The sequence below is a fragment of the uncultured Nonlabens sp. genome (assembly GCF_947495285.1).
In the GTDB taxonomy this organism is placed as follows: Bacteria; Bacteroidota; Bacteroidia; order Flavobacteriales; family Flavobacteriaceae; genus Nonlabens.
Genome location: NZ_CANLXZ010000010.1, coordinates 69,562 through 89,542 on the forward strand (window position 1 = coordinate 69,562; position 19,981 = coordinate 89,542).

The window sequence follows — 19,981 nt, forward strand, 5'->3', positions numbered from 1 at the left end:
TTGACTGTTAAGTGACAATGAACAGTCAATTATAATGAACACTATTACTTTAAGATTTTAACCTCATACTGATACCTGAAAACACTAGTCCGAGTGACACAATACTTTCCAATAACCGTTTCCCAACCCAAGATAGTCTTAATTCCCAAATCCTTAAAGGTAGAACGCCCGATATCTTGTGTCCGTCCCATTTTTACAAGTTCGTCTAGTATAGTCTCGTCAGTTGTTTTTTGAGTTAGTTTATTTGATTTCTCTGTTGTGACTTTTTCAAGTTTAGGTTCATCTTCAAGAACTTCTTCAATATCATTAAACTCCAGTTTATCGGCGTATTCTTCGTCTATATCTTCTAAGATTTCTAAATCAAGAGATTCAAGTTGCTCCAATAGATTTCCTTTTTCACAATCTGAAACCGTTTCTAACAGTTTGTGCATTCTATCAAAGATTTCAATTTTTTCTTGAATGGGTTGAAGTAAGAGCTTTGTATCAAGTTTGTTGTTTTTAAGGACTATTTTATGTTCAATTTTCTTCATAGTGTTATGCTGTTATTGGGATAAGTTGTTCGTTTTCTACCATTGCATTTTCAATGATATTTGATAGCGCAGCAGTTGCGAGAGACGTCGCGATGATAATGCCGGTTGTTTTCAATAATTCGGCACCTCTTGGGATTTGAAATGCAAATTTTTCTTTGTTCGCGTTCTTACCTAAATTATAATAGATAAGCGCTTCTGCAACACCTATGGCTAGACCAGCACCTGTAATGATTAATACTTTTTTATTCATAGTTATTTGGTGGCTTTTTCTTCCATTTTGTCATACTTCTCCTTAATGGCAAGTTCTCCAGCTTCGGCACGTACAAAGTTGATTCCATAGGTGTTCATAATACCTCTGTGTGCGCGGAGCAGAATCTTTTCGGCTTCCTTCTGCATCTTCACATTATCCTTGTGCGCTGGCGGAATCAAATTAGCAATCGCGATAAAATGATTCTTGATTTTGGTATGGCGCATTGGCTTGGGCTTCTTAGGCTCATTCTTGCGTTTTTCTTCATTAAATCGTTTGATTTTTAACCGACACGCCTTTATGTCTTTACTCAAACTATCCAGTTCTTTTTTGACTGTTGTAGTTGGTTCTTTGTCCTTTTTTGGAGCATCCTTTTTAGATTCAGAAGATTCCTTTTTGGAAGACTCTTTTGCTTCTTTCTTTTCTGATTTCTCAGCTTTTATAGCATTAGGTGCAAGACGTTCTACTAACAAAAAAACCTTTTCAATGTTCTCTTTGGCTATTTCTTCAAAAGCCTTTTTATCATTGGTTTCTTTGTAGTCATCCAGTATGTCCTGCACAGCAGTTTGTAACGCTTCAGGTTGTACGTTGCTCATATCGAGCGCTTGTAATTTTTGTATGGTCATCGTTTATTTTTAAGCTGCGATTAGTAATTCTAGTTCCAAGAGGTCTAATGCTCTTGCACGTTCTTTTTCTTGAAGGCGTATGATCTCTTTAGCATCGCTACGGTTATCATTCTGCTTCATTTTAGGATGTAGCATCTCATATAAAAGCGCATCTGCTTCTTGGGCTTTTGCATCAGATTTGCTGAAATCTTCAGAAGTTGATTTTATAACTTCCCAAGCCTTTACAGGATCAAGTTTACTGCCTGTGAGATCTACAATTTCATCTTGATTTTTAATCTTCAACGCCTTTAGCGCTTCCTTGGTTATATTCTTAGTTTTATACATTTTCTATAATTTATGATCGATGGCATATTGTTGATGGTACAGCGGTTCCAGCGACCAGATAAAATCATTGGCTTCCTCTTGGTCTGCATAATGAATGGAACACAATTGCGATGTTCCATCAGTTTTAAAACACTCATAACGGTAGCATTGCACAGGATTATCTTCGTTTGAAATATCAATGGTTGTCCAGCGCAGGATTAAAGTGTTTTTACGCTTTCGCGAAAGCATAATCTGAAAATCTGTACATCGTTCTTTACAGGCCTTATTGATTTCAATCGCTCTGTCCATTATCTTGTGAATGACACTTTGCTTCAAGTTTTTTTTATCCATTTGGCTGCAACTGGGTTTTATAATTAGTAATGATTTGTGACACTTCTTTTACTGCCGAATCCATCGAATAACTTTGTTCAAACACGAAACCTTTTGGGTTGATTGCTTTCGCGAAAGCGGTACCCATACTAGCTGAAATAGTTCCCAAACCAGAAGGAATCGTAAGACCGAAATAGTTGCTCATCGCCACTAACGATTTAAAACCACGAAATCTGAAATAACGAGGATCACTACTCATCAATAGCAATTGGTTTTTATCCAGTTTATCCTGAAAGCGTTTCACGCGTACACAACCCATCGTGACCTGATTATTGAAAGAAGTACCCAACATCACATTCACTTCAACCGAAACGCCACGCAATTCCATAAACTCCACAAGCTCTGCACAAGCGAGACCTACATAAAGCAAATCGTTACCCTTTACGTGCGCATTTGCACCAGCCATAATGTATAATTGAAGCGACTGATAAGACATTTGTTTATCCTTGAAATAGGCAAACACGCTCTTTACAGAGGTCATCACTTTCTTGTTGCCCAACTCAATATTCATCTGGCTTACAGAAGTGTTAAGTGGCGAAGTGGTATTGATAGGAAACTGTTGATACATTCCCATCGCAGCACGCTCAAAAGAAAATACGCCAAGACCACGATCGTTATAAGCCATCTTTGGTTTTGGCATTACAGAATCGTTGAGATACTGCAAATAATGTGTGAGCTTTTCCTTGATTTTTGGTTGAATCTTAGCAATCAGAGGCATCCCTAAAAAGGTACGATGTTCGTTAAGTTCCTTAACCGTTTTGGGTGTTGGTGTGCCGTACCAATCTGTTCCGCTTTGTAGTTGGCTATCGGTACTTTCTTTAATAAAAGTCCAACGCGACTGATTTGCAGACGATAGATTTTTAGTCTCATCATCTACAAAAGCATTGAAAGCAAAGACACTATCAAATAAAAGATAGTTGTATTTGCCATCAGGACTTTTAAGGGTATGTTGTTTCGGTGCGCTCACGTATGCTCATAAAAGTAAATTTTGAGGTGATGTAAGTTGCGGTATGAGATTGTAGTTTGGGACGTAGAATGTCACAAAAAAATTAAGACTTTTTTATTTAATAAGATATCTAACTACTTTTATCCCAAAGGAAAAATATTTTGAGAATAGAAAAGTTACACATATTTGAGACCAATACGGATGCAACTGCATCATTGAGAGGATATAATTATCAAATATTAAAAACAGTAGAAAGTTGGGTAGAGAATTTTCTACTAAAAAAAGATGATGAGATTTATTGCGATTTTGAAGAAGATATTTTTGAAAAAGATACTATCGCTAAAGAAGCTAAATTTCGCCAGATCAAGCTTTACTCAAAAAATTTTTCATTCTCCAGTGAAGAAGTAAATAAGTGTATCGCTCACTTTTTTATGCTTCACGCTAAAACTGATTATCAAGATTATGATAAATCCTTTGTGTTTGAAGCGAATACAAATGTGGCTCAAAAAAAAGGCGATAATGATGCAGAGCTTTTAAGAGAATGGTATGAGCATCAAGATAGTTTCTCTGAAGAGTTACAAAATAGATGTGCCGCAAAAGTGAAAAGTATAGTTTCAGACTATATTACAAAGCGGACTAAGGCTCTGGAAGATAAAGTAGAAGACTCAGTTTTAGAAGAAGCTACCGAAATATTTGATGCCTTAACGGAAAACGATTGGGTGAATTTCACAAAGCTTATTAAATGGGATTTTAAGAACATAGATCCTGAAAGCGAATTTATCAATACAAAAAGTAATATTGAAACATTACTACTACAATTGCCATTTCAAATAGATAAGTCAAACGTTACTGCTGCTTTTGGATTACTTATCGCTAAGGCTTGGGATAAAGCCTCAGAGACTAATCCAGTGAATAAAAAACTAACCTCAGAAAGTCTGACTGAACTGCTTGTGAAAATCGCAGAAGAAGATTTTAAATGGTATTGGGAATGCTACTATAAATGGAAGGATGCTGTCAAAATTGATTCTTTAGTTACTGGCGAGTTCTTTGAAATTATTGATGCCATACGATTTTGTAGACATAATCCTGTACTCTTAAATCATTCTAATGAATGGGCCAGACTACTCACTCAATATATTGAGCTTCCCAACATCGATGATCAATTGAAAAGAAATGCAGTATATGAATTATTATGGCTCAATCTAAAGCCTATAGATTACAATACTATTCCAGAAGGTAGCGTCAAAGGAATGAATGATTACTTCGATTTTTACTTTCAAGATTTTGAAATTTTTCAGTCCTCTCAAGAGATAGAAGATGCTCAAAGCCTTATAAATATTGCTTTTGCAGCCACAGCCTTCGATAAATCGGACTTGACTATGGAAGTTGTAAAACAATGGTTTGATGACATCGAGAAGATCATTTTAAAACGTCTGGACGAAGCCCAAGACCCAAACCAATTATGTCATCTTTTAGAAAATTTAGCAACGCACTACCTGTTTCTTGAAGCCGGTAATCTTGTGGAAAATGAACTATCAATACTTACAAAACCTCTTTATAAAATATTGTCTCATATCGATGATGCCCAACTCTACAATATCACTTCTTTAAACAATCGCCTCAACACCTACATTAAATTGTTAATTCAGAATGAAAGTGAAAAAAACGAGGGGATAATTGAGGCATTAGAACATTTTATAGAGAAAATAGAGCCTATAGTATCGCAACGTTATGGTGCGTATGGTTCTGCAAAAGTTGAAATCCAGAAAGGTATAGAATACCTTAAAAGTACAAATCCTAATTTTTCTTTAAAGGCATTGAATTCGTTTCATAAAGCCAAATCACTTTGGTATCTTGAAGAGAGTTTTGAAGGTTACGTACTTGCACTTATTAATATTGCTCAACTTTACGCTTCCATAGGACTAAATATGGCAGCAAAATACTATGCCATTAGCGCATTATGGGCAAGTGCTCATAAAGGCGATAGTAAAATGCTAAAACGTATAGCAGATTCACTATCCATAGTCTTTCATTCAGACTTCAAACAAGGCTCTTGGATGAGTGCAATACTATCTTTTGCAGATTACTTAAATGCCAGAAATGAGTTTAGAGCATCAGAATTAGATGCTGAAATTGATATAATGCCATTTAAGGCTATGCAAGATTTAGCATTTATATTTTATGTAGTGCCAAAAATTGAACCAAATCTCGATGTGCTAATAACGTATCATAAAGGATTGACGAGTAAAATTGCAGAAGGCTTTGTACCTGAAGTATTAACCCAACTTGAAACCTTACTTCCAGACAATGATGCTATTAATAATAGTTTAGTTAATAAATTGACGGATAGTCCAATTAACGATGTCGGATCTATTCGTAATATCTGTTTTAATGCTTTGGGTATTCGATGGGAAATACAATTCTCAAATACATTTGAGATGAACGCGGTTTCAGAGGAATTCTGTGGAGTAATGCAAATTGTACTGGCAGAAGTGGCGCTTTCAAAAACTGATTTTCATTTAATACGAGGTGGAGTTTCTATAAATCTGGAAATGAGTGATGTTTTTAAAGCCCCAAAGCTACAACCCTCTAATGAAAAGATTGAATGGACGGTTTACGTGAAAGAGCTGGATACTACTGAAAAAGCTGAAATAGTAATGAATACCTCTTTCTGTGTAACAGCTATGAGAACTATTTTGAGTAATCTCAGTCTTTTGGAATATGAAGAGTATAGTACTGCATTCATTCAATTATTTGAAAAAACAGATCTATCAGGAAAAACACTTCAGGTAGGTCTTTATCAGAGAATGTATAGATCAATATTGCCAAGGGCTAAGTTTGATAGTTTGCAAAGAGAGCATTTTGATTCTGTGTCTCTGGATAATGTTGACCTACCAGCAACTAACCAATTTATGAAATGGGATGATTCAATTAGTGCTAAATATGACAAAGCCTTATTTACATCGCAGATAGATTTACGATTTAAGCGATTACATAAAAACAGTCATATTACAATCTCAAAGTTGCTTAAAAATGATGTCTTTATTAAGCTTGTGAAGGATTTGAGAATTCAAGGTTGGCAAGACTGGCATATTTTCTTGAGTATCAATAATTTTATATTAGACTATAAATCGAACAAAAAATTAGAAGATTACACATTTAAATCAGAAGAAGAATATCGTAGTAAAAAACAAGAAATATTTAATGAGATACGAGAGCAAGATGAAAATGATTTTTATATTGAGTTTCCTATTGAAGCATTCACTTCCGATGAGTTTGCTTTTCAAATGAAGCATACTATTCCAATAATATTAGAGTCTTTCGGATTGGTAATTCCTTCTAAATACCCAAATTTTGAAGCAATCAAAGAATTTCTTGATATTAGGTTTAATATGGCAGAAGATGGTTCTGGCGGAAATAGCCCTTTTGAGAATATTGAATAACTTACCCAATCCGCCTCTTAAACTCAACAATAAAAGCCTGCTTCATCCCACTACTTTTATAAGAATTCAAGAATCCTTCAAGGTTGATTTCAGCCTTAATGTGTTCTGCTTTTTCTTTGGTCATTGCAATGAAATAACTGTGTAAAGAGTCTTTGAGCGTTTTACCATTAGGCATCTTGCGATAGGTTTTTCCAAACTCATCTTTCATTCCTGTTTCTCGCTTCATTTCAAGCTCATAGGCACGTTCAAAGTTGAGCATTGTACGAAGTGTCATAATATCTTCTGTATCGTCGTCTCCAGCTTCTTTTCCTTCATATTTGAGGATAGCCTTTCTAATAGTCAAACAGATATCTACAACTGCTGGATAAACAAGTTGTCGTTCCAAGGTTTCATTAAAACCAATGCGATAAATACAACCGCTAAAACGGTCAAGCAAAGACGCATCTTGTTTGTTATTCCCAACATAGTTTCCACTTGCACCTTTACCAATAACATTCCCAGTTGCAATGCAACCAAAGTTTCTATGTTTCTTAATAGGCTCATTATTTCCATTAAAGATGATAGCATCTTCACGCGCACTTTTTGCTAAGGCATCATTTAATAATCCAGCGGTATTAGCATCAAGCTTTGGCATTTCGTCCAGGATTAAAACTTTTCCATCACGCCAAGCTTCGATAAGAGCACCTTCTTTGTAACCAGAAATAGTTTGACCACCTTTAATATCAATAGGAGAGGTCCACTGATTGCAGTTTACAATAGTGAATGGTAATTCCTGACCATCATTTTCGGCACGTCCTTTTATCGCATAAGCTATTTTCTCGCCTATCGTAGTTTTTCCTGTTCCGGCACTTCCAACTAAGTATGGATTGTTTCCAACACTCAAATCATCCATAATTTTCATAAACTGCGGAATCTGCTGTACTTCTGGGATATCTAATTTTCTATTGTTCATTATGCAGTTGCTAATTGTAGTTGATTAATAAGTCTATCGATGGCTTCTATTGGTGTTATCGTATCTTCATAAAATACTCGTCCGAGATCTTGTGCTGTATAATAACCAAAGACAAATTCAGCATTACCATCTTCGTGTAGATTATTCAACATAAAATACCCCATTGTCTCAATTGCTTCGTGTAATGGTTGATCTCTCACTTCTTCAATAACGGCATTAAAATCATCTTTAATTCCTGTCTGAAGGATAGTCGTTTTCCAATCTTGGTAAGGTTCTTCAACGTTCTTAAAAATCGGAATCAGCGAGTAATTGTATTTCTCCTTATCCGTTAATGGACGGTTGTAAATCACGAGACCAAACTCATAATCTGCAGTCGGTTCTTCATAACTAACAAAACCGATGGTAGGATTACTTCCTTGGCCATACGCACGACCTAACTGATATTTGAAGTTTCCTTTTTTCTGTTTGGTTTGTGCTTTCCAATCGGTTTCATTTTCAATTTCCCAATCTTCTAACTCACGCGCTTTACCCATATACTGCACTTGAAAAGCATCCAGTCGATTTAAAAACGGTTGTAAATTTTCCAAATGTAATGCGCCAGTCATATCTCCAGCATTTTGTACAAAGTCTGGCAATTCATCTTGCGACTGTCCAGATTCACGTCTCAATAGCGAGCGCAGCTTTTCATCAATGACCGCTGGATAGAGATCTCGCTTATCAAGATAGACTTGGAAGTAATTATCACTTATTCGCTTTGCGCGAAAACTCAATTTATGATCTGCAAAGAAGTCGTCTAAATCTAATTTACTAATAATTGGATAGGCTTCAGAAACAGGTAGCAATGCCGAATCTGCTTCGCCTTCTTTACCAAAGTCGCGATGTAATAAGATTCCGTTTTTAATAGTTCCTTCTTTGGTGTTGTACTTGATCAACTTGTTTTGAGTACCAATCTGACCTGAAGCACCTACGATGTTTTCGGTCAAAATATGACGTCGTTCTCTTTTGGAAGATGCTTTTTTAATGAGTTCGTTCCATTCCAGATTCACCATTTGCACATCGGCATCGGTAATGCCACGACTCTCTGTAAACACTTGGCTAATGAAACTCTGTTCGGCAGGCTGTAAACTGTAGGTTAAAATCTTACGGGAATCCGTAACGCCAAATTTTAAACTGATATTACTTAAGGTGTATGGGTTCTTTCCAGATTTTCCAATGCTCACACCTAAGAAGATTCCCCAAGATGGTTTAATGGTCGTACCAATAAAAGGCACACGAATAACATCACCAATATTCCACATATTGATGTAGCGCAGAATGATGCCTTGAATGTTTTCTAGACCAGCGATATAAGTAGCGAGCTGCGAAGTTTTTTGATTGATAAGCGCTTCCAACTTGTTCCAGTCCGATAGAATCTTTTCGTTTTCTTCTTCAGTTTCTCCACTTCCGCGTTGTGGTAGTAGTTCACGATCTTCTTTTAGCTTTTCAATGACTTTAAAGCGCTTTGCTTTTCGGTCTTCTAACAATTTAGGATAAGCCTCATTGATTTGATCTTCTAACTTCAAACGCACTTGAACTGGCTTTTCTCCATCAAGCGCATCTTGAATGCGTTCATCAATATCCTGTTTGGTAAACGGACGTTTCAAGTTATTCACTATGGTAATATCACGCACGGTGTCTTTACCAAATGGTGTGCGACCACCTTGACCTTTTTGGAATAAGAATCGCTTTTTTACTTCCGCATCGAGCGGTAGGAATTCGGTTTCCAAATCGTACGTGCCTTGTTGCTTTTCTAACTTGATTTGATGGTCATAACGTTCTAATAAATCATCATACAAAGCATCTTGGTCTTCCACTTTAAGTAATCCAGCTCTTCCTGTTAATTGACGGATAGCGCCTTCTTTAAAACCATTACGTTCATAAGATATGAATCCACGTTTATCTGTTTTCTTTTGATAGGTAGGATAGCCTAATTGCTCCATCATTTCCTGATTCTCATCAACCCAATTCCACGCTGCAATGTCTCCATATTTGTTTAAGAAGTCTGCGCTTTTTAAGGTATCGTCATTGGTTTTTTGAGAGCCTGTTGTATTGGCATCCAGCGATTTTAATTTGGCTTTAAGCATTGTCATCAGTCGCTTTTCCGTAGGAATGTCGCTTGTGATATAGTAGTACTCTGGCAAGTTCACTTGACCTGTACGATTGATTCGTCCACGTTTTTGAACTTCGGTATTGATGTCCAATTCAAACTGATGTACAATCATTGCTCGTTGACGTTGGTCTTTAAAATCTTTACTTGCGTGAGCAGAAGATCCCGTACTACCGCTTTGATTGATAAGCAACACATCATAATTGCCACTATTGAACAATCTAAAAGACTTTTCTGTATTACTTCGGAAAGATTCTACAACCGCTTCATCTTCTGTTAAATCAATACGTTGGTTACGACCTGTCACTTCAGCAACTTTGAAAAACATATCCGAATGACCACCTAAGTGCTTGGGTTTCTTTTCCGTTTGTAATAAATGAATCAACTCGTCAATAGGCGAAATAGAAAGTCCAGAACTTTCTAATAACATTCGTTTTTTAATATCGTTGTACTTCTCAATTCCATTTTGAGGTAATTCTTCCAACTGGATTCGCTCTCTGGTTTTTTCACCATCAATCGCTACATAGTTGTAATTGAAAATTCCATCGAGTCCTTTGACTAAAGTCCTAACAAAGTCCAGTTGTTCTTTAGGAATCACATCGCCACTTACTAAATTCAAATCTTTCAAGAACGCACCCATTGTAGACTTAAAAGCAATCACTACTTTTTTATCTTCCTTGAGTAATTTGATAGTATGTGCTACTACATCTTTAACCTTTAAAGCAAATAGCATCTGGTCAATAATGTTGAACACTCGAGAGAAATATGGCGATTGTTTCACACCAAGACCTCTTGGCTTAGAGGACATATGCTCGCCTTGCGCTTTCGCAGAAGCGTGAACATCTGCTAATAATGGCGCAACAAACTCCTGTTCAAAAGCCACGACATCATTCATTAAACTAATAATGCGGTTAACGCTCTCACGACTTTTGCTTCTTTGTGGTTCAGCATCGAGTGTGATGTAATCCACATTGATACCTTCATTAGAACGCTGACGTCTAATGAGCTGACCACTTTCTGAAAGATTTGACGCTACAATTTCTTGCAATGCTAATCCACCACTTGTCATTGAACGTACAAAGTTGGAATCAGTTAAACCAGTTTCAGCAATAGCGGTTTTCTTGGCATAGAAAGGCATCACCTCTGGATATTTTGCAAACGTGGCGCTTAGGAAACAACAGGCTCTAGTTTCTGGTAATACTTGACGCATCCAGGTACCGATGATGGAATCGAAACCGCCAGCCATATGCGACTCATCGAGAATGAAGATGAGCTTCTTGTATTTTTTACTTCCATCAATTCCGTTAGTTACCATTTTTTCAATCCACATACGTTTGTATGGATGTGCCGATTGTACCTGAGAATAAGTCGCAAAAATCATATCGTAACCGAGTGGTAAATGATCTAATGTGAGTGGTATTTTAATCGTCGGTACTTTGTCTGGATCTGGCAATTTCTTGCCTATCTTTTTATGGTACTCTATAGACTCTGGACTTTCAGTAGGGAATTCAATTTCGTTTGAAATCAAGTCAGCTTGAGCAGAACTGCTCAGCGGACTAAAAATCACATTCCCGTCTGCATCTTTAATCTTTGCATTGGTATCTGTGTTCACAATAAAGGGTCTGATATTTTCAAAACCTATCGCCTTTAAATCGCGATACATATCTGTAAACAAGTCTGGCTTCTTAGTAAAAAAGACAGGAATATAATCGTTCATAACCGCGTGTCGTATCACCGCAGCAGCTTGCCGACCTTTTCCTATTCCTGTCTGATCTGCTATAATAATGCCTTGCTCATTCTCAAATTGTTTGAGATACAAACCAACCGCATCTACCTGTTCAGCACCTAAGCCATTCCACAATTGCTTAGTGGATTCGTACTTCAGCTTATTTCGCACATAGTTGTCAATATTGCCTTTTGACTTCACAATACTGTTCAGCGACTTTTGAACCTCAAAAGCCATATTGCGCGGAATGAGCGTGTTCATTCGGTACGGTGCTTTTGATTTTGGAACGTATTCAACTAAAGCACTTTCTTGTGTGGCCAGTTTTGCAACTTCTTCTGCATCTTGTTTAAAGTCTGCCTGTTCTATTTCTAATTCTTGATTACTCATTCTTATGTTGGGCTAATGCCTCTAAATAGGTTCGTAATGTGATTTCTGAATACAGTTGAATCGCTTCTTCTTTGTCCATTCCACTTCCATAAAGTAGAGAATCTTGAGGTGCGCTATCGTCCATTTTATCCCAGCTCTCTTTGAGTGTCCAGAGTGCGAGTTGCATCTTGTCCGTATTGGCTAAGAAGTCGGCGATTTCTGCTACCGTTTTCCCTTCGGTATAGACCAACTCCAGATAATCCTCAATAAGAGCAATTGGGTTTTCACCTTTCGCGAAAGCGTGCTCCACCAGTTGATGTAGTTGAATGTAAAGCGCAGCTTCGTGATCTTCATAGCGTTCAAAAGGTTTGGTATTTGTAACCATAAAGAGCTTTGCACTCGTGTCGTTTGTCATTAGTTGATTGTTGAAATAGATCATTTTGTACGTGCGGTTTTAAGCTGTTTTATAATGGTGTCGATATTTGGTTTGATGTGTGATTTTGTTTGCTCCCAGAGATCTTCAAAGGTCTCCACCATATCTTCTAAATGTGGTTGTTCGCTTTTATTTGGTGCTACTCCAGAAGGTTTAGATTTACGACCGCCTATGAGAATAAGCATCGTTTTTGTGACCGCGCCTTGTTTGTTGTAGAGTTTGTAACTGTTCATATTGATTACGTCGTCCACCTTGTAATGACGATACAACCAATTGAAAAATGGACGATATTTTGCAAAGAGTCCATCTTCACCAAAATAAACGTGGCCCATAATGATAATAGCTGCTTTACCATCATCTTTCATAGTATATAATGCCAATCCAGCCATTAAATGTTCCAGGCGAATATGATTAGCCAATCCACGATGCTTGTTGAAGTATTTCTGAATGATTCGTTCTTTATCAAACTTCGTATCATCCCAACTCGCAAATGGCGGATTAGTTACCACGACATCGTGAACTTTGTGCATCATTTCAGGAAAAGGTTCTGCAGCGTTGTCAGAAGTGATCCTACCGAATCCTTGATGCTCCAACGATTGCTTTCGGCTTTTGTCAATCTCGTTGACGTGTGTGATTCTGGGATTAGCTCCTACGAGTAATAATCCGTTTCCAGCACTCGGTTCAAAAATGAATTCAGCTTCGTCCATTCCTGTGTATTGTGCGACGATTGCCCCAATAGGACAAGGCGTGGAATATTGCTTATAAAGTTCTTTGCTACTGTCTGAATAGGCATACGTTGGTTGTGCTTTATTCCAGAATAGCACCATCTTTTTGAGTCGTGCTTCAAAAGGAATCGGTTCTCTATAGAGCATTTTGTACCATAGTAGCCAGCTCAGTTCTACTGCTTCCCAAAGTGCGCCCATAGTTGGTGCGTTCGTCTCTTCTTTAAGCTTTTCAATTTTCTTTTTTGATAGGCGTTCCGCTTTCGCGAAAGCGGTATGCATAATAGCGATGACCTTATCGAGATAGTCATTAGGTTGTTTATTCTTTTCTTTTTGAGGTTTTGGTTCTGGAAGTGATTCTTCAGCCTCTAAATCCTTGTTCATATAATCCTGAATGACCAGTTTAGATCTTTCCAATCGGCTAATTTCCCATTCAATATCATTGAAAGCTTCTTTAGACTTCTTATCAGTCTTAGGCTTGTTTGTTTTTGGATTTACTAATTCGAGTTTCTTTTCAACCAATTCCATTAATAAGGAATCTATAATCACAATGCCTTTCGCTAAATCTGCAATAGGTCTAGAATGTTCTACTGCAGACCACCATTGATGCCTATCATCATAAGCACCTATTTGAGAAGCTAAAGTGGAAACACTTTTGTAACCAACGTGAACGTTTACAAAGGGATAATCCAAATCTGTGGGATAACCAATTTCCTCAAACGCCTCACTACCGCGACTTTCCCATTCACGAAGTACTGCAGAACGATTGACGTTTATTCCATAATCATTTGGGTGTGCCATTTGTGACAAGCGGAATAAATCTAATCCCGAGGCCTGGTCAATAGTCTCATCTGTGATGTTGTAAAGTCGCTTAAACTTCATTCTCACAAAATTGGCGTCACTCAAATTGAGTCCGCCAGATTGAAAAGGCTCGCCAGCTTTGGATGGTACTAAAACATTAGGCACGATATGATCCCGATTAAAAATATCTTTAGATACGGATAGCGTTTTAGGAACATCCTCTTTGAGATAGAAAAATGGTAATTCGAGTGATTGATTCAAGCGATTGATTTCCATTAAAGCCATTGTGCGTGTGGAAAAGGTCAAATCAAAAATCCAGTCTTTAAAATTTTGGAGCGCTTTTAAAAGTTCGTTTTTAAAACGGAGATTACTGGATTGTTCCGCAGCATCTTCTAAATCTAAAATAGTGGTAGCTATAATGGTTTCATCTTCGCCTTCAAGTCTGTCTTCTAAAATCGCAAGCTTGCCAATTACTTCATTTAAAATCTCACGAGTAGAAATTTGTCGTTCTTTATCCGTTTTGTAACCAGAGTCATTTTCTGTAGCAACTTCTTCAGTAGGTTCTTCGATTTTAGTTTTGCTGTCTTCTATAGGAAGTTCGTTTTCTACTTCCTTAGCAGGTTCGTTTTCTTTTTCCGTTTTCTCATCCACCTTAATACGATTTATAATTTGCCTATTGTCATATAGAATGCGGGCTTTACGCTTATAGTTTCTGGGAGAGACTTCTATGTTTTGCAAGTCATCACCATACTTGGTAATGGCATATTGATTTGCAATTTCTGTAGCGACCTTCTTATAGGGATCGAATAAAACATAGTCTTTAGTTTCGGCTTTTTCGGCACCGCGATAGGAAATAGAAACAAAACTGAATTTGCTTTTATCAATGTTTTCTAAGGAAGGTTGAAACGATGGGTACACCGCAACGGTTTCCCAATGATCGCCACGAGAAAACGCATCTCTTAAGGAAGTAGCAAAACTTTTGTAGGCTGGATGCGCATCTGCATACCACGTATTTTTATCCTTTAATGACTCCTTAAAGCCCAGTTCTCTAAGGAAGGTCATTAACTTTTCAGGTAACTTCTCGCTAAAGAGAAGCTCTATTCCTTTCTTGTTTTCGTTATGTGTAATTGATAGTTCCATTTGTCCTTAACCTCAAAAACTACTTCCTTAGGAGGGTCGTTTTCTATTTGATTTAGGATAAATATAGATTTGAGAGGCGCGTGAATGACCTTACGGAAATGTACTTCGGTACGTTGGGATTATTTTGTAATTAAGTTGAAAATGGGGAATTCTAGTAATGGTAAGGGTTTTGAATTTATGGGTGGGGTAAATTAAAGAGATTATAGCGGTACTTTATGGAACCCCTAAACCGAAAATTTAATACTCGATTCAGGGAATTGTTTAAATAAAAGTGTCTTTTAGGTTTTCAATATTAGTCAGCGAATAGCTATGGCTTTTCCAGATGCTTTTGACGATAAATGAAGACAAAAGAGATTTGTATTCCACATCCTCATTTGAAATTGTTGTTATGATGTCCAACCACTCTGGAACTTCACTAGCAATAAATCCCGTTTCTCCATCCTTGATAAATGCTTTTGCTGGATGATGAATAGAAGCTACTACTGGAATCCCAAAAACAGAAAGTTCTAAAAACAACTTGCTATTTTGATGCCTGTTAAAAAGTCCATCCTTAGCAGGAAGCAAAACTATATCAAGTTGTAAGTTATTTAGTTTTTCAAAATAGTCCAGGAAGGAAACGGAGTCGTGTATTTCACAATCTATTTCCTCAAGGAGTAAATCTCCTTCCTTAGAAGAATGGGGCTTACCGAGACATACAAATTGTATTTTATCTTTCAAAGCAGCACGCATTTTAAAAAGTACTTCCTTAAGAGATAGCAAATCTTCCTCCGTTGGTTTTATGAATCCTACTCGTAATTTATCTGAAGCGTTTCTCGTAAGTGGTGGCATTTCTTCGTATCCATATCTGGAGACTAAAACAGGTAGGTATTGCACAAACGTATGTGCGTTTTCTAAACGGTCGTCTATGAATCGTTGGAGAAACTTTTGTAATGCTTCATTTGCCACAATCACCATATCCATTAAGCCCAAATTATTTTCCAGACACTTTAGTTTATCGTTAGTCAGCTTTCGCGAAAGCGGAATCGAAACGGGTACCGCAAAATAATTTCTATCTAAGTCCATTACTAATTGAACTGCAGGATTGAGTGTTTTAATGGCTTGTATCAAATAAGTCACATCACTAAACAGCGGAGGGAAAATGATGTAATCTGCCCAGGCTATTAATCGTTCATCCAGTTGATTTACAAAATCAGAGAGTTTCCTAGAGAAATCATTTGTTTCAATACTGGTAATAATCGCTTTATGAGTAATCGATTTATTGATTTCTAATGCTGGAATAATAGACCTGTAATAGCCTGTTGCATTAAGTTTAGGACTCACATAAAGCAGATGAATCTTATCATCTGCCTCAATATTATATCGTTGCTCAAAGCTATTTTTAGGGTTGAGCCTAGCTTGTAATTCTTTGATTGTTCTCATTACGAAGTAGTTTCAAGTGATTTTTCAATGCCTTCATAAAACTTTGCGATGCGCTGTCCGGTTGCTTTGTCATAAATCTCAATGGTACCAGCCAGTGGACCATATTGTTTTATTTTTTTTCTGAAACGTTCCATTCCAGTTTCTTTGCTACGCGTTCTTGATAATTTGTGCTTCCAGTCTATAGAGTACATTGTTCTTACATTACCGTCTTTAAACCAGACAATCATTTTTGTAAATGAATCTTGTCCTAGTTTCCATCCTTTGCTTTGTGCCATTATTTGAAATATTTAATTAGTGAATTAAGTGGTATTTGTTTGATAAAATCTTCATTTTGAAAGGCTCTAACCTGAACTTTATCTTCTTTGAGATGTATCCAAATACGGACGCTTTCTTCGTCAATGCGATTGGCTTCTGCAAATTCCTTGAGGTATTGCTTGATGCTGAAGGCAATCTTGTTTTGTACACTTCCTAGTTGTGCCATTTGTTCTTCCATAAAAAAATACGTGAGCTCTTCTGTAGGTATGGCACTTACAGGCTTGCTCTGGTTATACAGAAATGAGCGAATGATATGATCTTTTTGAAAAATCCTGATGTAGAGACGATCCTTCGGTATTTGAAGTCTATAGGAAATGTAGTTGGTGCGGTTAGTAATATTTTTAGTAACCATCTTTTCGTAGCCGAAAATATCAACCGTCAAATCGGTTAATGCACCTTTGAGTTTTTTGCTCAAAGACTTATCATTTTTTTTAAATGGGTTCATTTTTTTAGGTGTTAAATTGTAAATATGTATGTGTGGAGTGATTCAAAACAGATGCGTGAAAAGCATTAAGTAGTTCTGGCTGGCCTAGTTTGCCTATTCTGGTTTCGCAAGACCTAAATAATTCAAGGCGAGGTTTTTGCTTTGCAGTTTCTTTTTTCTCATTATTGAGAAAACGACGAATTTGAGCTTGTAAAATTAGTTTTAAGCGAACCTCATATTCTCTTTTTTTCTGCTTTTGGTACCAGATTCTCGTTCCCGTAAAACCTGATGGATTTTTAGGATCGAAGTATTTGTCTGGGAGCTGGACATAACGCTTCGTTGGGTCTTTGGCGATGTATTTCAGGACAATTCCTAATCGACTTACATAAACCTCGTGGACGTTTTGCAGTTGTCTGTCTGAAACAGGTTCGTACCAAAGGTGAAGCAGTTTTAGCGCTGTTTTTTCTTGGCTTTGAGTGAGATAATGCTCCTTGTAAATAGTGTTTCTTGCCAGTTTCCAAAGGGATTTTACGTAAAATGATAGGGAAGCGGAACGAGCCTGATCAACCTCCGAAATTTCGGCGCTGGTTTGATCTGTGGCTCGTGATTTCCGCTCTATTTCCCCTGCATCATTTTTTTTTGTGGGGTCTATTTTTCCTGTGTATCCTGTAAAAGTGTTACTAGTAGCGTTGCGTGACTCATAACCGTTTGTGAGTGGTAACGAACTCGCTTTAGTCTTCAACTTATCAACGCCTATTATTATATTATTTATGTAATTGTTACTAGTATCTGTATGAGGACAAGTTGTCGTTCTAAAATTTTTAAAAAACTGATTATCAGTAGGTTTTAATTTTTCGGATTGAAGCTCTTTTTGAGGCTTATTAACGGCTTTTACACCACCTATTAACAATATGTTTGGGTTGATGAAAAGCTCATAACCAGAGTTGGAACCGTGCCATATCTTCTTAGTGATAATATTAGCTTCCATAAGACGTTTGAGGTGTCTCTGTATGGTTCTGGTGCTTGCTTTGGCACGTTTTGCCAGTTGCACATTGTTAGTCTTTAATGGAGGTAGATTTTGTAAATCTATAGCAGCTATACTGTTTGCCTTCAATAAGGATATAGAATAAATCTTGATGATCTCTTGAGTGGTCAAGATCATAGCCTGTCTTATATGGGAAGAAAGGTCTTTTGTACTTGCATTATGCTGGTTTACGTAACCTTCTAAGGCATTAAATGCAGTTGAGTATTGAATGATGGCCATTGTTTAGACAATAGCCAGTAATCAGCTTTTTTGCTGTCTGTACTGGTAATTTGAATGAAGTGCCCGTTTAAGCATCTTAATATTTAAGCCTCGTTGAATAGCATCTCTGTTCGCTTCTTAATAGAAGATCTTTTTTCTTCTTTTTCTTCTATAAGGTCAAGACACAATTCATAAATAATTTCAACACTACTGGGTCTAATAGATTGTAGTCTAAAAAACTTAGTAATCGTGGGGCGTGATAACTGTGTTTTGCTTTTTATGACGTTAACGGGACTATCATAGAGTTTTTCCATCCTGAGCACCACCTTTTTAATATCTTCTGTTAGGTACATTAATTAAATATTTAGTAAATTAATTGACAACATATTGTAAATAAAATACAAATAAAACATCATTTACACTTTATTTGATGCCAAATATACTTAATATTGCATTTCAATTAACATAATAATCTTAAATAATGTTGTTTTAAAATCGATAATATTAATAACATATTGATAAATAGATAGATATAGATGAAAGAAAATCCCCAGTATGACGAGATAGATCTCAAATTTGTAAAAGCAGTAGATGAAGTGATCGCTGTAAATTCTGAATTAGGCATTAAACCTAACAATGACAGCTCAATAGGTAAAGAGGTTTATCCAACTAATAGAAGTATTGTTTCTGCAGTAAGAAGCAGATCGAAACATATTCCGCATTTAGCCATTATCAATTTTGCTAAGCGTTTTAATGTGGATATGAATTACTTCTATAATGAAACGCCATTACAATATCAGCCACCTACTATCACAAATATTACTGTAAAGAAAAACGGAATTAGCAGTACAGGAAATAATACTACTAACATTCACGCAGGTAATGGAAAGATAAAAGGCATTAACAATGCGGAGGCTGGCTCAAAAAACACCTTAGTAGAAGTTGTGGAAGTCAATACAATGATTAACAACTTTATATCTCAAATGGATGGTGAACGAGTTAAGCAATTCTTGACTATCATTTCCAAAATACAAGTGGAGAGCAAATCTTCATCTGAAAAATTAGAACGTATTTTAATTGAGAAATCAGAAGAGATAAAAGAAATGCGTATTTCATTTAAAGAAGAAATGGGAGAGTTAAGAGAGGAACTCAAACAAACGCGCGATAAATTAGATATTTCCCTTAAAAGAGAAGTGGATTTATTGAGAGAGCTATTAAATGAAAGGAAATGAGCTTAATTATAGAACAAAAGGATTCAAAGTCATTAGATGATTTTAGTCCAGAAGAACTTCAGTTAATTGAAATGACAAGAAATCAAAAGTTTCAATCATTGAGAATTATAAAACGTGACGGTCGAATTGATATGATTGAAGGAGTTGAGCGAATTGAGGACAGAACTAAAATAGTAGATATCCTTAAACAACACGATTATCAGAATATTGAAATTAAGCAGAGCGATGGCAGAATCGTCTTGATTAATAGGACAGTAAAAACAAAGGTTAAATAAACCAATTAGAGCAACTGAGTATAGTCATCGAAAATACCGAAGCTATGCTACAAGATCATAAGGATCATTATTTCAGATTCAATTGTAACCAAGAAGTATTGGAGCGATTGATAAGAAAATTAAGATGTCTAATTCAATTGCAGTAGAAGAAAAACCTATTTTTAAGAAATATGATGCTGAATGGCTTCAAAAGTTTGATGGCTTTGAAGATTACTCAGATAAGAAGGTCGAAGAGACAATATATAAATTAGAAGAATTTGCAAAAATACTTTGCGAGCATCTTCAAAATAGTAGTTAAGCGT

19 protein-coding genes are annotated in these 19,981 nt (G+C 36.5%); 4 read left to right on the forward strand and 15 right to left on the reverse strand.

What is annotated here, in order from left to right; all coding sequences use genetic code 11:
- Positions 1–44: 44 nt before the first annotated feature.
- The 6 genes from Q0838_RS05940 to Q0838_RS05965 are packed head-to-tail and all read right to left on the reverse strand — an operon-like array spanning position 45 to position 3,063.
- Entirely contained in the window at positions 45–530 is a 486-nt protein-coding gene (locus Q0838_RS05940; protein WP_298952351.1) for a hypothetical protein, read from the reverse strand.
- 4 nt (positions 531–534) lie between these two features.
- Positions 535–780, reverse strand: a complete 246-nt coding sequence (locus Q0838_RS05945) for a hypothetical protein (RefSeq protein WP_298952352.1) — start codon at positions 778–780, stop codon at positions 535–537.
- A 2-nt stretch (positions 781–782) separates the two neighbouring features.
- Positions 783–1,403, reverse strand: coding sequence for a hypothetical protein (locus Q0838_RS05950; RefSeq protein ID WP_298952354.1), 621 nt, complete (start codon positions 1,401–1,403; stop codon positions 783–785).
- A 9-nt stretch (positions 1,404–1,412) separates the two neighbouring features.
- Positions 1,413–1,727 (reverse strand): hypothetical protein, encoded by a 315-nt coding sequence (locus tag Q0838_RS05955; RefSeq protein ID WP_298952356.1) that lies wholly within the window; start codon positions 1,725–1,727, stop codon positions 1,413–1,415.
- A 3-nt stretch (positions 1,728–1,730) separates the two neighbouring features.
- On the reverse strand, positions 1,731–2,057 hold the full coding sequence (locus Q0838_RS05960; protein WP_298952358.1) for a hypothetical protein: 327 nt from the start codon (positions 2,055–2,057) through the stop codon (positions 1,731–1,733).
- Positions 2,050–3,063: a hypothetical protein gene (locus Q0838_RS05965; RefSeq protein WP_298952359.1), complete on the reverse strand. Its 1,014-nt coding sequence runs from the start codon at positions 3,061–3,063 to the stop codon at positions 2,050–2,052. Before Q0838_RS05965 ends, Q0838_RS05960 begins: the two co-directional genes overlap by 8 nt.
- A 140-nt stretch (positions 3,064–3,203) precedes the next feature.
- Here Q0838_RS05965 and Q0838_RS05970 point away from each other — a divergent pair, with 140 nt between their 5' ends.
- A complete protein-coding gene (locus Q0838_RS05970; protein WP_298952362.1) occupies positions 3,204–6,485 on the forward strand; it encodes a hypothetical protein in 3,282 nt (1,093 codons plus the stop codon).
- 1 nt (position 6,486) lies between these two features.
- On the opposite strand, the gene Q0838_RS05975 is transcribed toward Q0838_RS05970, so the two are convergent.
- The 9 genes from Q0838_RS05975 to Q0838_RS06015 form a co-directional block, all read right to left on the reverse strand.
- On the reverse strand, positions 6,487–7,437 hold the full coding sequence (locus Q0838_RS05975) for an AAA family ATPase (RefSeq protein ID WP_298952364.1): 951 nt from the start codon (positions 7,435–7,437) through the stop codon (positions 6,487–6,489).
- Positions 7,437–11,696, reverse strand: a complete 4,260-nt coding sequence (locus Q0838_RS05980; RefSeq protein ID WP_298952366.1) for a strawberry notch C-terminal domain-containing protein — start codon at positions 11,694–11,696, stop codon at positions 7,437–7,439. The genes Q0838_RS05975 and Q0838_RS05980 overlap by 1 nt, the downstream gene beginning before the upstream one ends.
- Positions 11,689–12,090 (reverse strand): hypothetical protein, encoded by a 402-nt coding sequence (locus tag Q0838_RS05985; protein WP_298952368.1) that lies wholly within the window; start codon positions 12,088–12,090, stop codon positions 11,689–11,691. Before Q0838_RS05985 ends, Q0838_RS05980 begins: the two co-directional genes overlap by 8 nt.
- A gap of 20 nt (positions 12,091–12,110) precedes the next feature.
- Entirely contained in the window at positions 12,111–14,771 is a 2,661-nt protein-coding gene (locus Q0838_RS05990) for an N-6 DNA methylase (protein ID WP_298952370.1), read from the reverse strand.
- A 261-nt stretch (positions 14,772–15,032) separates the two neighbouring features.
- Positions 15,033–16,190 carry a glycosyl transferase family 2 gene (locus tag Q0838_RS05995; RefSeq protein WP_298952372.1) on the reverse strand — a complete coding sequence of 386 codons (1,158 nt, stop codon included), beginning with the start codon at positions 16,188–16,190 and terminating at the stop codon, positions 15,033–15,035.
- A complete protein-coding gene (locus Q0838_RS06000) occupies positions 16,190–16,465 on the reverse strand; it encodes a hypothetical protein (RefSeq protein WP_298952374.1) in 276 nt (91 codons plus the stop codon). Before Q0838_RS06000 ends, Q0838_RS05995 begins: the two co-directional genes overlap by 1 nt.
- Positions 16,465–16,950 carry a hypothetical protein gene (locus tag Q0838_RS06005; protein ID WP_298952376.1) on the reverse strand — a complete coding sequence of 162 codons (486 nt, stop codon included), beginning with the start codon at positions 16,948–16,950 and terminating at the stop codon, positions 16,465–16,467. The genes Q0838_RS06000 and Q0838_RS06005 overlap by 1 nt, the downstream gene beginning before the upstream one ends.
- Positions 16,951–16,954: 4 nt before the next feature.
- Positions 16,955–18,193, reverse strand: coding sequence for a hypothetical protein (locus tag Q0838_RS06010; protein WP_298952377.1), 1,239 nt, complete (start codon positions 18,191–18,193; stop codon positions 16,955–16,957).
- A gap of 83 nt (positions 18,194–18,276) precedes the next feature.
- Positions 18,277–18,525: a hypothetical protein gene (locus Q0838_RS06015; RefSeq protein WP_298952378.1), complete on the reverse strand. Its 249-nt coding sequence runs from the start codon at positions 18,523–18,525 to the stop codon at positions 18,277–18,279.
- A 183-nt stretch (positions 18,526–18,708) separates the two neighbouring features.
- On the opposite strand from Q0838_RS06015, the gene Q0838_RS06020 reads away from it, so the two are divergent.
- From Q0838_RS06020 to Q0838_RS06030, 3 genes are all read left to right on the forward strand, one after another.
- Positions 18,709–19,404: a hypothetical protein gene (locus Q0838_RS06020; RefSeq protein ID WP_298952381.1), complete on the forward strand. Its 696-nt coding sequence runs from the start codon at positions 18,709–18,711 to the stop codon at positions 19,402–19,404.
- Positions 19,401–19,679, forward strand: coding sequence for a hypothetical protein (locus Q0838_RS06025; protein ID WP_298952383.1), 279 nt, complete (start codon positions 19,401–19,403; stop codon positions 19,677–19,679). Before Q0838_RS06020 ends, Q0838_RS06025 begins: the two co-directional genes overlap by 4 nt.
- A gap of 124 nt (positions 19,680–19,803) precedes the next feature.
- On the forward strand, positions 19,804–19,977 hold the full coding sequence (locus tag Q0838_RS06030; RefSeq protein WP_298952385.1) for a hypothetical protein: 174 nt from the start codon (positions 19,804–19,806) through the stop codon (positions 19,975–19,977).
- The last annotated feature ends 4 nt before the right edge of the window (positions 19,978–19,981 follow it).